The sequence below is a fragment of the Streptomyces sp. NPDC048560 genome (genome assembly GCF_040650955.1).
GTDB lineage: Bacteria > Actinomycetota > Actinomycetes > Streptomycetales > Streptomycetaceae > Streptomyces.
Genome location: NZ_JBEZIJ010000002.1, coordinates 637,707 through 651,959 on the forward strand (window position 1 = coordinate 637,707; position 14,253 = coordinate 651,959).

The 14,253-nt window shown below is 71.1% G+C and carries 10 protein-coding genes and 1 riboswitch; of the genes, 4 read left to right on the forward strand and 6 right to left on the reverse strand.

Features of this window, described 5'->3' with window-relative positions:
- Positions 1 to 12: 12 nt before the first annotated feature.
- Positions 13 to 180, reverse strand: a riboswitch (cyclic di-AMP (ydaO/yuaA leader).
- A gap of 221 nt (positions 181 to 401) precedes the next feature.
- Positions 402 to 1,784 (reverse strand): pitrilysin family protein, encoded by a 1,383-nt coding sequence (locus AB0C82_RS09605; RefSeq protein WP_362838416.1) that lies wholly within the window; start codon positions 1,782 to 1,784, stop codon positions 402 to 404.
- Positions 1,785 to 1,810: 26 nt separating this feature from the next.
- On the reverse strand, positions 1,811 to 3,190 hold the full coding sequence (locus tag AB0C82_RS09610) for a pitrilysin family protein (protein WP_362838153.1): 1,380 nt from the start codon (positions 3,188 to 3,190) through the stop codon (positions 1,811 to 1,813).
- Positions 3,191 to 3,439: 249 nt separating this feature from the next.
- On the opposite strand from AB0C82_RS09610, the gene AB0C82_RS09615 reads away from it, so the two are divergent.
- Complete coding sequence (locus AB0C82_RS09615) at positions 3,440 to 5,890, forward strand: DNA topoisomerase IV subunit A (RefSeq protein ID WP_362838155.1); 2,451 nt, start codon at positions 3,440 to 3,442, stop codon at positions 5,888 to 5,890.
- 25 nt (positions 5,891 to 5,915) lie between these two features.
- Here AB0C82_RS09615 and AB0C82_RS09620 read toward each other — a convergent pair whose 3' ends face one another.
- Positions 5,916 to 7,025, reverse strand: a complete 1,110-nt coding sequence (locus AB0C82_RS09620) for a GTP-binding protein (RefSeq protein ID WP_362838158.1) — start codon at positions 7,023 to 7,025, stop codon at positions 5,916 to 5,918.
- A 22-nt stretch (positions 7,026 to 7,047) separates the two neighbouring features.
- Positions 7,048 to 8,202: a citrate synthase/methylcitrate synthase gene (locus tag AB0C82_RS09625; protein WP_362838418.1), complete on the reverse strand. Its 1,155-nt coding sequence runs from the start codon at positions 8,200 to 8,202 to the stop codon at positions 7,048 to 7,050.
- A 129-nt stretch (positions 8,203 to 8,331) separates the two neighbouring features.
- Between AB0C82_RS09625 and AB0C82_RS09630 the strand changes: the two genes are divergently transcribed.
- The 3 genes from AB0C82_RS09630 to AB0C82_RS09640 are packed head-to-tail and all read left to right on the forward strand — an operon-like array spanning position 8,332 to position 12,054.
- A complete protein-coding gene (locus AB0C82_RS09630; protein ID WP_362838160.1) occupies positions 8,332 to 9,645 on the forward strand; it encodes a citrate synthase in 1,314 nt (437 codons plus the stop codon).
- Positions 9,646 to 9,700: 55 nt separating this feature from the next.
- Positions 9,701 to 11,380 carry a sensor histidine kinase gene (locus AB0C82_RS09635; protein ID WP_362838163.1) on the forward strand — a complete coding sequence of 560 codons (1,680 nt, stop codon included), beginning with the start codon at positions 9,701 to 9,703 and terminating at the stop codon, positions 11,378 to 11,380.
- Entirely contained in the window at positions 11,377 to 12,054 is a 678-nt protein-coding gene (locus AB0C82_RS09640) for a response regulator (RefSeq protein ID WP_362838165.1), read from the forward strand. The genes AB0C82_RS09635 and AB0C82_RS09640 overlap by 4 nt, the downstream gene beginning before the upstream one ends.
- 13 nt (positions 12,055 to 12,067) lie before the next feature.
- On the opposite strand, the gene AB0C82_RS09645 is transcribed toward AB0C82_RS09640, so the two are convergent.
- Both AB0C82_RS09645 and AB0C82_RS09650 read right to left on the reverse strand, forming a co-directional pair.
- The gene (locus AB0C82_RS09645; RefSeq protein ID WP_362838167.1) at positions 12,068 to 13,675 is read right to left on the reverse strand and encodes a cation acetate symporter; all 1,608 of its coding nucleotides are present in this window, start codon (positions 13,673 to 13,675) and stop codon (positions 12,068 to 12,070) included.
- Positions 13,672 to 14,115, reverse strand: a complete 444-nt coding sequence (locus AB0C82_RS09650) for a DUF485 domain-containing protein (RefSeq protein WP_362838420.1) — start codon at positions 14,113 to 14,115, stop codon at positions 13,672 to 13,674. Before AB0C82_RS09650 ends, AB0C82_RS09645 begins: the two co-directional genes overlap by 4 nt.
- Between the last annotated feature and the right edge of the window lie 138 nt (positions 14,116 to 14,253).

The window sequence follows — 14,253 nt, forward strand, 5'->3', positions numbered from 1 at the left end:
GAGGGGCTGATCCTTTCCTTCCTTCTCGCCTACCGGGTTAGCTGACGGGTTCGGAGCAGGAAGGTCTCCTACGGGCCCCCGCACCCCCGAAGGAGCGCGGACGTCCGATTCACCCCAGGGACTTCGTGGGTCCCCGGCTCCCCAGGCTCGCGCCTGACGGGGACTCGGCGATGGCTGCCCGGCGCCACGGGTGCGGCATACACATGACGGACAGCCGAGCCGACGCTAAACGGGGCCACTTTCAATCACCAAACGGACAGGCTGATTTGTAGTACATCCCACAGGGCAGATAGGCGGTCTCCCCATCAAAGACGGACAAAAAGACGGGACCCCGAGGGCGAGTTGCCCATCGGGGTCCCTTTTGTGCTCTTTTGTGTGTACGTCGGATGGCGGACCGGTCGTCAGCCGCTGACGACCGACACCTCCCCGATTCCCAGTGCGCGGACAGGCTCCGCGATCTGGGAGGCGTCGCCGACGAGCACCGTGACCAGGCGGTCCACCGGGAACGCGTTGACCACCGCGGCCGTCGCCTCGACCGTGCCGGTCTCGGCCAGGCGCGCGTACAGCTGGGCCTGGTAGTCGTCCGGGAGGTGCTGCTCGACCTGGTCGGCGAGGGTGCCCGCCACGGAGGCCGCCGTCTCGAACTTCAGCGGGGCGACGCCCACGAGGTTCTGCACGGCCGTCTCGCGCTCCGCGTCGGTCAGCCCCTCGGCCGCCAGGGTCCGCAGGACCTTCCAGAGGTCGTCCAGCGCGGGCCCCGTGGACTCCGTGTCCACCGAGCCGCTGATGGCGAGCATCGCCGCCCCGGTGCGCCCCGAGGGGGAACCCGGGCCGGTGGAACGCAGCACCTGCCCGAAGGCGCGTACGCCGTAGGTGTAGCCCTTCTCCTCGCGCAGGACGCGGTCCAGACGCGAGGTGAGGGTTCCGCCGAGGCAGTACGTGCCGAGGACCTGGGCGGGCCAGACACTGTCGTGCCGGTCGGCGCCGATGCGGCCGATCAGCAGCTGCGTCTGCACCGCGCCGGGACGGTCCACGATCACCACACGGCCGCGGTCGTCCGCGGTGATGGGCGGGACCGGGCGGGGCTCGGCGGAGTTGCCCGACCAGTCACCGACGGTCTCGGCGAGGAGCGCGTCCACGTCGACACCGGTCAGGTCACCGACGATGACCAGAGTCGCGGTGGACGGACGGACGTGCGCGTCGTAGAAGGCGCGCACGGCCGCGGCGTCGATACGCGCCACCGTCTCCTCGGTGCCCTGCCGCGGACGCGACATGCGCGCCGTGGCCGGGAAGAGCTCCTTGGAGAGCTGCTTGGCCGCCTTGCGGGCCGGGTTGGCCTGCTCGTGCGGGATCTCGTCGAGGCGGTTGCCCACGAGGCGCTCGATCTCGCTCTCGGAGAACGCGGGCGCCCGCAGCGCTTCGGCGATCAGTCCGAGCGCCTTGGTCAGCCGGGAGACCGGGACCTCCAGGGAGACCCGGACGCCGGGGTGGTCGGCGTGTGCGTCGAGCGTCGCGCCGCAGCGCTCCAGCTCGGCGGCGAACTCCTCGGCGGAACGCTTGTCCGTGCCCTCGGACAGCGCGCGGGACATGATCGTCGCCACGCCGTCGAGGCCCTCGGGCTCCGCGTCCAGCGGAGCGTCCAGGAAGATCTCCACCGCGACCACCTGCTGGCCAGGGCGGTGGCAGCGCAGCACCGTGAGGCCGTTGGGCAGGGCGCCACGCTCGGGTGCGGGGAAGGCCCAGGGCCTGGCCACGCCCGCGGTCGGCTGCGGGTGGTACTCCATCGCTACTCCAGTCACAGCGGCGTCGCTCACTGCTCGGCCCCTTCGTGCGTGTCGGTGCCGGCTTCGGCGGCGTCGTCTGCTTCGGCACCGGCGTCTGCCGGCGCCTCGACCGGCTCGTAGACCAGGACCGCGCGGTTGTCGGGGCGCAGGCGTGCCTTGGCGGCAGCCTGGACCTCCTCCGCCGTGACGTCGAGCACCCGCTGCACGGCCGTCAGGGCCAGCTGCGGGTCACCGAACAGCACGGCGTACCGGCACAGTTCGTCGGCGCGGCCCTCGACCGTGCCGAGCCGGTCCAGCCACTCGCGCTCCAACTGCGCCTGAGCCCGCTCCATTTCCTCGGGCGTGGGGCCCTCAGCGGCGAACCTGGCCAGCTCCTCGTCGACCGCTGCCTCGATCTCCGGCACCTCGACGCCGCCGGAGGTCTTCACGTCCAGCCAGCCCAGCGAGGGCGCCCCGGACAGCCTGAGCAGCCCGAAGCCCGCGGCCACCGCCGTACGGTCACGGCGGACCAGCCGGTTGTGCAGCCGGGAGGACTCCCCGCCGCCCAGCACGGTCAGCGCGAGGTCCGCGGCGTCGCACTCCCGCGTGCCGTCGTGCGGCAGCCGGTAGGCGGCCATCAGGGCGCGCGCCGGAACCTCCGCGTGGACCACTTCGCGCAGCTGCTCACCGATGACGTCCGGCAGCCTGCCGTCCCGCGGCGGCTGCTTGCCGTCGTGCGCCGGGATGGAACCGAAGTACTTCTCGACCCAGGCGAGCGTCTCCTGCGGATCGATGTCGCCGACCACCGAGAGCACCGCGTTGTTGGGCGCGTAATACGTGCGGAAGAACGTACGCGCGTCCTCCAGGGTCGCCGCGTCCAGGTCGGCCATCGAGCCGATCGGGGTGTGGTGGTACGGGTGGCCCTCCGGGTAGGCGAGGGCCGTCAGCTTCTCGAAGGCCGTGCCGTACGGAACGTTGTCGTAGCGCTGGCGGCGTTCGTTCTTCACGACGTCGCGCTGGTTCTCCATGGACTCCTCGTCGAGCGCGGCGAGGAGCGAGCCCATGCGGTCGGCCTCCAGCCAGAGCGCGAGCTCCAGCTGGTGCGTGGGCATGACCTCGAAGTAGTTGGTCCGCTCGAAACTGGTCGTGCCGTTCAGCGAACCACCGGCTCCCTGCACGAGCTCGAAGTGCCCGTTCCCCTTGACCTGGCCCGAACCCTGGAACATCAGGTGTTCGAAGAGGTGAGCCAGACCGGTACGCCCCTTGACCTCGTGGCGCGAACCGACGTCGTACCAGAGACAGACCGCGGCGACCGGGGTCAGATGGTCCTCCGAGAGCACCACACGCAGGCCGTTGGCCAGGCGGTGCTCGGTCGCTGTTCTGCCGCCGGAGCCGGCCTGAGCTGTGGCCGTGTGACCCATGGGCATGTACGTCCCTTCGATCGCGATACAGGTTTTCCTGCCAGACCTGCCACTCTAAGCAAGCGCACCGACACCTGGCGAAGTTCCCGATCCGTGGATGTTGTCGTAGATGCTGCCGTAAACGGAGCCTCCCGCGGGGCCCGCAGGACCGCTTCGGACGGGTCGAGGTCGGCGTTGTCGGTGCGGCGGTCCACAATGGTCCGCGTCAGAACCTGAGGTTGCCCGAACAGAATCCGTGAAGGAGTCGCAGCAGCGATGGCCCGCCGCAGCACGAAGACCCCGCCGCCGGACGACTTCGAGGAGAGAATCCTCGATATCGACGTCGTCGACGAAATGCAGGGCTCCTTCCTCGAGTACGCCTACTCGGTGATCTACTCAAGGGCCCTGCCCGACGCCCGCGACGGCATGAAGCCGGTGCACCGCCGCATCGTGTCCCAGATGAACGAGATGGGGCTCCGCCCCGACCGCGGCTATGTGAAGTGCGCCCGCGTCGTCGGCGAAGTGATGGGCAAGCTGCACCCGCACGGCGACGCGTCGATCTACGACGCGCTGGTACGCATGGCACAGCCGTTCTCGATGCGCCTCCCGCTCGTCGACGGCCACGGCAACTTCGGCTCGCTCGGAAACGACGACCCGCCGGCCGCCATGCGGTACACCGAGTGCCGGATGGCCGACGCCACCTCGCTGATGACGGAGTCGATCGACGAGGACACCGTCGACTACCAGCCGAACTACGACGGCCAGGAGCGGGAGCCGGTCGTCCTGCCCGCCGCGTACCCGAACCTCCTGGTCAACGGTGCGACCGGGATCGCGGTCGGCATGGCGACCAACATGCCGCCGCACAACCTGGGCGAGGTCATCGCCGCCGCCCGCCACCTCATCAGGCACCCGGGCGCGGACCTGGAGACCCTGATGCGGTTCGTCCCGGGTCCGGACCTGCCGACCGGGGGCCGGATCGTCGGCCTGGGCGGGATCAAGGACGCGTACGCGGCAGGCCGCGGCACGTTCAAGATCCGCGCCACCGTCGCCATAGAGGACGTCACGGCCCGCCGCAAGGGTCTCGTCGTCACCGAACTGCCCTTCACCGTCGGCCCGGAGAAGGTGATCGCCAAGATCAAGGATCTCGTCTCGGCGAAGAAGCTCCAGGGCATCGCGGACGTCAAGGACCTCACCGACCGCTCGCACGGCCTGCGTCTGGTCATCGAGGTGAAGAACGGCTTCGTGCCGGAAGCGGTGCTGGAGCAGCTCTACAAGCTCACGCCGATGGAGGAGTCCTTCGGCATCAACAACGTGGCGCTGGTCGACGGCCAGCCGCTCACCCTGGGGCTCAAGGAGCTCCTTGAGGTCTACCTCGACCACCGCTTCGAGGTCGTGCGCAGGCGCAGCGAGTTCCGCCGCGCCAAGCGCCGCGACCGGCTGCATCTGGTCGAGGGCCTGCTCGTCGCCCTGGTCGACATCGACGAGGTCATCCGCCTCATCCGGGACAGCGACAACTCGGCGCAGGCGAAGGAGCGGCTCATGGAGCGCTTCTCGCTGAGCGAGATCCAGACGCAGTACATCCTGGACACTCCGCTGCGCAGGCTCACCCGGTTCGACCGGATCGAGCTGGAGAGCGAGCGCGACCGGCTCAACGCCGAGATCGACCAGCTGAGCGCCATCCTCGATTCGGACGCGGAGCTGCGCAAGCTCGTCTCCGGCGAACTGGCCGCGGTCGCAAAGAAGTTCGGCACCGACCGTCGCACGGTTCTGCTGGAGTCGGCGGGCTCACAGGTCGCTTCCGTACCGCTGGAGGTGGCGGACGACCCGTGCCGGGTACTCCTCTCCTCCACCGGGCTGCTCGCCCGTACGGCCAACGCGGACCCCATCGTCATCGGCGAGGACGCCAAGCGCGCCAAGCACGACGTGATCGTGTCGTCCGTGTCCGCGACCGCCCGGGGCGACGTGGGCGCGGTCACCTCGACCGGGCGGCTGCTGCGGCTCGCGGTGATCGACCTGCCGCGTCTCCCGGACACGCATGCCGCCCCGAACCTCTCGGGAGGGGCGCCGGTGGCGGAATTCCTCGCGCTGGAGACGGACGAGGAGCTGGTGTGTCTCACCACCCTGGACGAGGCGTCTCCCGGTCTGGCGATCGGCACCCTGCAGGGTGTGGTGAAGCGAGTGGTGCCCGACTACCCGTCCAACAAGGACGAGTTGGAGGTCATCTCGCTCAAGGAAGGTGACCGGATCGTCGGCGCGGCCGAGTTGCGTACGGGTGAGGAGGACCTGGTCTTCATCACGTCCGACGCCCAGCTGCTGCGCTACCCGGCCGCACAGGTACGGCCCCAGGGCCGCCCGGCGGGCGGTATGGCGGGCGTCAAGCTCGCGGCCGGTGCCGAAGTGCTCTCGTTCACCGCGGTGGACCCCGCGGTGGACGCGGTGGTGTTCACGGTGGCGGGGTCGCACGGCACGCTGGACGATTCCGAGCTGACGTCGAAGCTCACCCCGTTCGACCAGTATCCGCGCAAGGGCAGGGCCACCGGTGGTGTCCGCTGCCAGCGCTTCCTCAAGGGCGAGGACGTCCTCGTCTTCGCCTGGGCAGGCGCCATCCCGGCACGGGCGGCGCAGAAGAACGGGACACCGGCTCAGCTGCCGGAGCCCGATCCGCGCCGTGACGGTTCGGGCACACCGCTGACCAGCCCGGTCGCGGTGATCGCCGGACCCGTGTAGCGGAAAGCCCGCGGCGGCGCGGCGGCTACGGCCGATCCGCGTCGCCGCCGGGCCGATCCGCGTCGCTGTGAGGCTGCTCCGCGTCCGGGTGCTGTACGTACCGCAGGACGCCCCACATGCTCGTGGCGTCCTGTTCGGCGCTCTCCCGGCAGTCCGAGAGCTCCTTGTGCAGCGCCTCCGCGTCGATGCCGGAACCGATCAGTACGAGCTGGGTGAGCCGCGGCTCGTCCCGCCCCCACTGCTGCGGAACGAAGCGCAGGAACCGGCCGACCGCGTGAAGCGCGTACCGGTTGTCCCGGTCCCCCGGCCCGAAGTCGGCGAACCCCTTGATCCGGTAGAGCCCTTCGGGCCTGCTGTCCAGGAAACGCATGAAGCGGCGGGGGTCCATCGGCACCTCGGCGGTGAAGGAGACGCTCTCGTACGCCGTGTGGAGATGCCCCGGGTACTCCTCGTCGGCCCGGGCCGCCCGCTCCTCGGCGAACAGGTCCTCGAAGCTCAGCTGGCGGGCCTTCTCCTCCTCGTCCGACCTCGGCACGGGGTCGAAGAGCAGTCCGGGATCGATCCGCCCGTATGCGGCGGAGACGACGGCCGCCCGGCTGCCCACCGCCGCCACGGCCTCGCGCAGCCGCCCGTGCTCCGTCCCGTCGACGCGGTCGGTCTTGTTCAGCACGACGAGGTCGGCGATGGCGAGATGACGGTCGATCTCCGGGTGGCGGTCCCGCGTCCCCTCGAATTCGGCCGCGTCGACGACCTCGACCAGTCCCCCGTACCGGACGCGCGGGTTGTCGCTGGCCAGGAGCATCCGTACGAGCTCCTGGGGCTCCGCCAGCCCGCTGGCCTCGATGACGATCACGTCGAGGCGGGCGGCGGGCCTGGTGAGGGTCTCCAGATAGGTGTCGAGTTCGCTCGCGTCGACGGCGCAGCAGAGACAGCCGTTGCCCAGCGAGACCGTCGAGCCGACCTGCCCCGCCACGGTCATGGCGTCGATCTCGATGGAACCGAAGTCGTTGACGATCACACCGATCCGGTTCCCCGCGCGGTTCTGGAGCAGGTGGTTGAGCAGCGTCGTCTTGCCTGAGCCCAGGAAGCCCGCCAGGACGATGACCGGAATCTGCGGGGAGCGGGGCGGGGTCAACGGGGGCCTTCCTCGTGGACGGTCAGGGTGCCGGGACCGGCTGGGGCGCGGGCGTACCGACGTAGCGGGCCGCCGGGCGGATGATCTTGGAGTCCTCCGCCTGCTCCAGGATATTGGCGCTCCAGCCGATCACACGCGCCGCGCAGAAGGTGGGCGTGAACATCTCGCGCGGCAGACCGCAGAGCTCCATGACCACTCCGGCGTAGAACTCGACGTTGGTGTGCAGTTCGCGCCCCGGCTTCAGTTCGGCGAGGATCGCCTCCACCTGCCGTTCGACCTCGACGGCGAAGTCGACGAGCGGTCCGCCGAAGCTCTCGGCGACGGAGCGCAGCATCCGCGACCGCGGGTCCTCGGTGCGGTACACGGGGTGTCCGAAGCCCATGATGCGTTCGCCGGCGAGGACCCGTTCCCGGATCCACGCGTCGACGCGTTCGGGGGTTCCGATGGCGTCGAGCGTGTCGAGGGCGCGGCTGGGGGCGCCTCCGTGCAGCGGTCCGGAGAGCGCGCCGACCGAGGCGACCAGGCAGGCGGCCACGTCGGCGCCCGTCGAGGCCACGACCCGGCCGGTGAACGTAGAAGCGTTGAAGCCGTGGTCGATGGTCGAGATGAGGTACTGCTCGACGGCCCTGACCCGTGCGGCGTCCGGCTCGGCACCGGTGAGCATGTAGAGGTAGTTGGCGGCGTACGGCAGGTCCTCGCGCGGCTCGACGGGTTCGAGTCCCTGGCCGAGCCGGTGCAGGGCGGTGAGGACGGTGGGCACGGCCGCGCAGGCCACGAGGGCGTCGTCGCGGCGGCGCTCGGTGGTGATGTCGTACACCGGACGGAATCCGGCCGAGGCGCCGAGCAGGGAGAGAGCCGTGCGCAGCCCGGCGAGCGGACCGGACACGGCGCCCGCCGCGGCGATCGTGGGCAGGGCTTCCGTGACCTCGCGCGGCAGGTGACGCAACGCCGCCGTACGCGCCGTGAAGGCGGCGCGGGCGGTGGCACCGGGCAGCTCTCCGTGGAACATCAGGTACCAGACGTCCTCGAAGCTTCGGGTACGGGCCAGCTCGATCGCCGAGTACTGCCGGTAGTGGTAGAAGCCCTCGCGCCCCCGCACGTCCCCGAGAGCGGTATCGGTGACGACGACGCCCGCGAGGCCACGGGGTACGTCGAGCGGTGCTGGGTCGGTGGTCATGGCCGTCATGTCGGACTCGCTTCCGTGGTGCATGGGGTCTCCATGTATTGATTCGACTGTCCATGCTTGACTTCGGATCTGTCAATGTTGATTGAGTCAATACATGTCCCGATGGATACGGTGGGCACCATGACGGATCAAGCAGCGCGGATCTCCGGCCCGGCAGCCGCCGAGGACGCGCGCGACGCGGCGGAAGGCCCCCGGCTCACGACGAGGGAGACGGCGGAGCTGCTGGGCGTGAAGCCCGAGACCGTGTACGCCTACGTCAGCCGTGGCCAGCTCAGCAGCAGGCGCGCCCCCGGCGGCCGTGGCAGCACCTTCGACGCCGCCGAGGTGAGAGCGCTCGTCAGGCGTACGGGACGGCGGGAGTCCGCAGCCGCCGACGGCGGCCTCGTCTTCCGTACCGCCATCACGTTCATCGATCGCGACCAGTACTTCTTCCGCGGCGTCGACGCCGTGGAACTGGCCCGCCACCACGGCTACGAGGAGGTCGCCGAGTGGATCTGGACCGGCGAGATCCGGCCGGGTATCCGCTTCACCTCATCGCCCGAATCGCTCGCGGCGGCACGCCGAGCCGTGGACGCGCTGCCCGCGCACAGCGGCTCCACGGACCGCCTGCGGGTCGCGCTCGTCGCGGCGGCGGCCGCCGATCCGCTGCGCTTCGACCTGAGTCCCCAGGGTGTGCTGAGCAGTGCGCGCGGCCTGATCCCCACGCTGGTGGGCGCCCTGCCGACGGCAGGCGGGCCAGAGGCCACCGGTGACGGTGACGGTGACCCCACCGCGATCGCCGCCCGGCTGTGGCCGAAACTCACCACCCGGCCTGCCGACACGGCCTCGCTCACCGTCCTGGACACGGCCCTCGCCCTGCTCGCCGACCACGACCTGGCGGCGTCCACACTGGCCGCCCGGGTCGCCGCGTCCGCCCATGCCCATCCGTACGCCGTGGTCTCAGCGGGCCTCGGCGTCCTGGAGGGACCGCTGCACGGGGCCGCGAGCGGGCTGGCCCACCGGATGCTCGCCGAGGTGGTGGAGCGCGGCAGCGCCGCCCCGGTCGTCGCCGACCACCTCCGCACCGGCCGCCGCGTTCCCGGACTGGGCCACCGCCTCTACACCGGCGAGGACCCCCGTGCGACCGCCCTGTTCGCCCTGCTCACGGACGTGCCGCAGGCGGCCCCCGTGCTGGCGGCGGCCCGTGACGTGGTCGCCACCACCGCCCGCCACACCCCCCTGCACGCCAACGTCGACCTGGCCCTCGCGGTGTTCTCCGTCGCGTGCGCCATGCCTCCGGAGGCGGGCGAGACGGTGTTCGCGGTGTCCCGCACGGCGGGCTGGATCGCGCACGCCCTGGAGGAGTACGCGGAACGCCCCCTGCGCATCCGTCCCACCGGGCAGTACGAAGGCCCCCGCCCCCCGCAGCCCCTGCCCTCACCGCCCGCCGCATAGCCGGTCCGCCACGGGAGATTTCGGAAAGGCCCCGGATGCCCTTTACCTTCGTACGGTGAACGCCCCGCCGACCACCACCGCCCGGGGACCCCGCCGGCTCGGCTGGCCGAAACGGGTCTTCTCCCAGGTCCTGCTGATCCAGCTGACCATCATCACCGGAGTCACGGTGCTGGTCACGGGCCTCTTCCTGGCCCCCCTCAGCGCCCAGCTCGACGACCAGGCGATGCGGCGCGCCCTCGCCATCGCCCAGAGCACGGCGGCCCAGTCGCAGGTCGCGGCGTCCCTTCTCACCACGGGGCCGACCGCGGACGGACCGGTGCAGACCACGGCCGAGCGGATCAGGAAGGCCACCGGCGCGGAGTACGTCGTGGTGATGGACCGGCGCGGAGTGCGCTGGTCGCACACCGACAGCCGGCAGATCGGCCGCGTCGTCTCCACCGACCCCAGCGAGGCGCTCGCCGGCCGCGACGTCATGGAGATCGACAGCGGCACCCTCGGCCGCTCGGCGCGCGGCAAGGTGCCGCTCCACGACGCGTCCGACCGGATCGTGGGGGCGGTCTCCGTCGGTATCGCGTACGACAGTGTCCGTGCCCGGCTGCTCGCGGCGATCCCCGGGCTGCTCGCCTACGCGGGCGGAGCCCTGGCCGTCGGCGCGCTCGCCGCGTATCTGATCTCCCGCCGGCTCCAGCGGCAGACGCACGACCTGGCGTTCTCCGACATCTCCGCGCTGCTGACCGAGCGCGAGGCGATGCTCCACAGCATTCGTGAAGGGGTCGTCGCCCTCGACAGGGCCGGACGCATCAGGCTGCTGAACGACGAGGCGCAGCGCCTGCTCGGCCTCGGCCCGGACGCCGCGGGCCGCCCGCTCGACGAGGCGCTGGGCGAGGGCCGGACCGCGGACGTACTGGCCGGGCGGGTGGTCGGCGACGATCTGCTGACCGTCCGCGGCAGCCGGGTCCTGCTCGCCAACCGGATGCCGACCGACGACGGTGGCGCGGTGGCCACCCTCCGCGACCGCACGGAGCTCGAACACCTCGGTCGCGAACTCGACTCCACGCGCGGCCTGATCGACGCACTGCGCGCCCAGGACCACGAGCACGCCAACCGGCTGCACACCCTCCTGGGTCTGCTGGAGCTGGAGATGCACGACGACGCGATGGAGTACATCACCGAGGTCGTCGGAGTTCACCGTGCGACGGCCGAGCAGGTGACGGAGCGGGTCAACGATCCGCTTCTGGCCTCGCTCCTCGTCGGCAAGGCCACGGTCTCCGCCGAGCGCGGGGTATCGCTGCGGATGGCGCCGGGCACCCTGCTCCCGGACCGGCTGGTGGACCCGCGCGGACTGGTCACCGTCCTCGGCAATCTCGTCGACAACGCCCTCGACGCGGCGGCCGGGTCGAAGGACGCCCTGATCGAGGTCGGGCTGCGGGCGCAGGGGCGTACGGTGATTCTCCGGGTACGCGACAGTGGCCCCGGCGTACCGGCCGACCAGCGGGAATCCATCTTCACGGAGGGCTGGTCCACGAAGACCCTCCCGGCGCACGGCAAACGCGGTCTGGGTCTCGCGCTGGTCCGGCGGCTGGCGGAGCGCCAGGGCGGCAGCGCGACCGTCACGACTGCCGCGGAGGGCGGGGCCCTGTTCACGGTGGTGCTCCCGGAGGCACTGCACGAAACCGAGGCGCCGGACGCCGGTGGTACGGGCTCCCGGCTCGCGACGACGGGAGAGGCCCCTTGATCGAGGTGCTGATCGTCGACGACGACGTGCGCGTGGCCCGGATCAACGCGGCGTACGTCGCCAAGGTGCCCGGCTTCCGGGTGGCCGCCCAGGCCCACAACGCCGCCGACGCACTCGCCCGCATCGCGGACGTGCCCGTCGACCTCGTCCTGCTCGACCACTACCTGCCCGACCGCAACGGTCTCTCCGTGGTCCAGGAACTGCGTGCGCTCGGCCGCCACACCGACGTGATCATGGTGACCGCCGCCCGCGACGTCGCCACCGTCCAGGCCGCGATGCGCCACGGCGCGCTCCAGTACCTGGTGAAGCCGTTCACGTACGCGGGTCTGCGCACCAAACTGGAGGCGTACGCCGCCCTGCACCGCACCCTGGAGGGCGGTGGTGAGGCCGAGCAGACCGAGGTGGACCGGCTCTTCGGCGCCCTGTGGACCGTCGGTGAACCCGACCTGCCCAAGGGGCACTCCCCCACCACGGCGGAGCTCGTCCGGCAGGCTCTGCGGAGCGCCGAGCAGCCGCTCTCCGCACAGGAGATCGCGGAGAGCGCCGGGATGAGCCGGCAGACCGCGCAGCGCTACCTGAAGCTTCTGGAGCGCACCGGGCGGGTCCGGCTGACCCTGCGGTACGGCGAGACCGGCCGGCCGGAGCACCGCTACACCTGGGCCACCGGCAGCTGACGGCCCGGTCCCGTCACACCGCTCCGGCCCCGGTCAGGGAGCGGACCTCGGTCTCGGCGTGCTTGGCCTCGTCGGGCGGTTCCGACGACGTCACCGTGCCCAGCCAGCCGGCCAGGAAGCCGAGCGGGATGGAGACGAGTCCCGGATTTTCCAGCGGGAAGAGCTGGAAGTCCACGTCGGGGAACAGCGCGTTCGGGCTGCCCGAGACGATCGGTGACAGCAGCACGAGCAGCACGGCGGGGATCAGGCCGCCGTAGACAGCCCAGACGGCACCCCGGGTGGTGAACCTCCGCCAGAACAGGGAGTAGAGCAGCGCCGGGAGGTTGGCGGACGCCGCCACGGCGAAGGCCAGTCCGACGAGGAACGCCACGTTCAGATCCTGTGCGAGGAGGCCCAGTGCGATGGCGACCACGCCGACCCCCGCGGCGGCGACCCTGGCGACCGCCACCTCGCTGTGCCGCCTGGCGCCGGGGCGCCTGAGCGAGGCGTAGAGGTCGTGGGCCACGGACGCCGACGAGGCCAGGGTGATGCCTGCGACGACCGCGAGGATCGTCGCGAAGGCGATGGCAGCGACCACGGCGAAGAGAACCGTTCCGCCGGCGGATCCCTCACCACCGCCCAGGACGAGGGCCAGCAGCGGAACAGCAGTATTCCCGGAGGCGTTCGACGCGCGCACCTCCGCCGGTCCGACCAGCGCCGCCGCACCGAAGCCGAGCACGATCGTCATCAGGTAGAAGCTGCCGATGAGCCCGATGGACCAGACGACGGACCGCCGGGCGGCGCGGGCCGTGGGCACGGTGTAGAAGCGCGAGAGGATGTGGGGCAGACCGGCCGTGCCGAGCACCAGCGCCAGGCCCAGGCTGATGAAGTCGAAGCGGGCCGTCCAGCTGCCGCCGTAACGGAGCCCGGGGGCGAGGAAGTCCTTTCCGTGGCCGCTGCGTTCGGCGGCGGAGTTGAGCAGCGCGTTGACGTTGCCGTGGAAGTGCACGAGGACGAGCACCGTGAGCGCGACGGCTCCGGTCATCAGCAGGACGGCCTTGACGATCTGGATCCAGGTGGTCGCGCGCATACCGCCCATCGACACGTAGATCACCATCAGGGCGCCGACTCCCACGACGGTCCAGGAGCGTGCGGCGTCGCTCGTCCCGCCGAGCAGCAGCGCGACGAGGCTGCCCGCGCCGACCATCTGCGCCACGAGGTACAGCACGGAGACGGTGACGGACGAGGTGCCCACCGCCGTGCGCACGGGCCGCTCCGCCATGCGCGCCGCCACGACGTCGGCGAGCGTGAACCGGCCGCAGTTGCGCACGAGTTCGGCGACGAGGAGCAGGACGACAAGCCAGGCGACGAGGAAGCCGACGGAGTAGAGCATCCCGTCGTAACCGAAGAGGGCGATCAGCCCTGAGATGCCCAGGAAGGAGGCCGCCGACATGTAGTCACCCGCGATGGCGAATCCGTTCTCCATGGGCGAGAACAGCCGTCCGCCCGCGTAGAACTCCTCCGCCGAGCCCTGCCGGTTGCGGCTCACCCAGGTGGTGATGCCCAGGGTCACCGCGATGAACGCGCTGAACAGCAGGAGTGCGAGCGTCTGGTGGTCACCGCCCCACTCGTCCGCGCTCAACGGCCCATCCCTCTCGTCATCTCCTGCGTGTCCCACCGCAGATCGAGCGCCGCCCGGTCCCTGCGCAGCCGCGCGTGCCGTGCGTACGCCCAGGTGAGGAGGAAGGTGGTGCAGAACTGGCCGAGTCCGGCGACCATCGCCACGTTGACGGCGCCGAGCACCGGACGCGCCATCAGCTCGTGCGCCGTCGTCGCCGCGACCACGTAGGCGACGTACCAGAGGAGGAAGGCGACGGACGCCGGGACCACGAAGCGGCGGTAGCGGCGGCGCACTTCGCGGAACGCCTCGCTGCGCTGCACCTCCAGGTAGATGTCCGCCGCGCTGTGGCCCTGCCGCGGCAGCACGGGTCCGGGCGGCCCGGCGGGCACGGCGTTCCCCGCGCCGTCCAGCTCGTCCCAGCCCGGAGGCGGCTCCTCGCACCACGGGTCGTCCAGCCGCACCGCTGCGGCCTCGGACCCTGCTTCCTTCTCCACCGAACAACTCCCTTGTCCACGGACCTTTTCGGCCGCATAGCCAAGAATGGGCAGATCGGGAAGATCCCGGGCACATCATTCACCGGGCTTCACCTCTTCAGGTGA

Bases quoted from the DNA above. Each gene is read 5' to 3' on its own strand.
- AB0C82_RS09605 (WP_362838416.1), bottom strand. From the start codon at position 1,784: ATGGAGTACCACCCGCAGCCGACCGCGGGCGTGGCCAGGCCCTGGGCC.
- AB0C82_RS09625 (WP_362838418.1), bottom strand. From the start codon at position 8,202: ATGACCACCGACCCAGCACCGCTCGACGTACCCCGTGGCCTCGCGGGC.
- AB0C82_RS09610 (WP_362838153.1), bottom strand. From the start codon at position 3,190: ATGCCCATGGGTCACACGGCCACAGCTCAGGCCGGCTCCGGCGGCAGA.
- AB0C82_RS09615 (WP_362838155.1), top strand. From the start codon at position 3,440: ATGGCCCGCCGCAGCACGAAGACCCCGCCGCCGGACGACTTCGAGGAG.
- AB0C82_RS09630 (WP_362838160.1), top strand. From the start codon at position 8,332: ATGACGGATCAAGCAGCGCGGATCTCCGGCCCGGCAGCCGCCGAGGAC.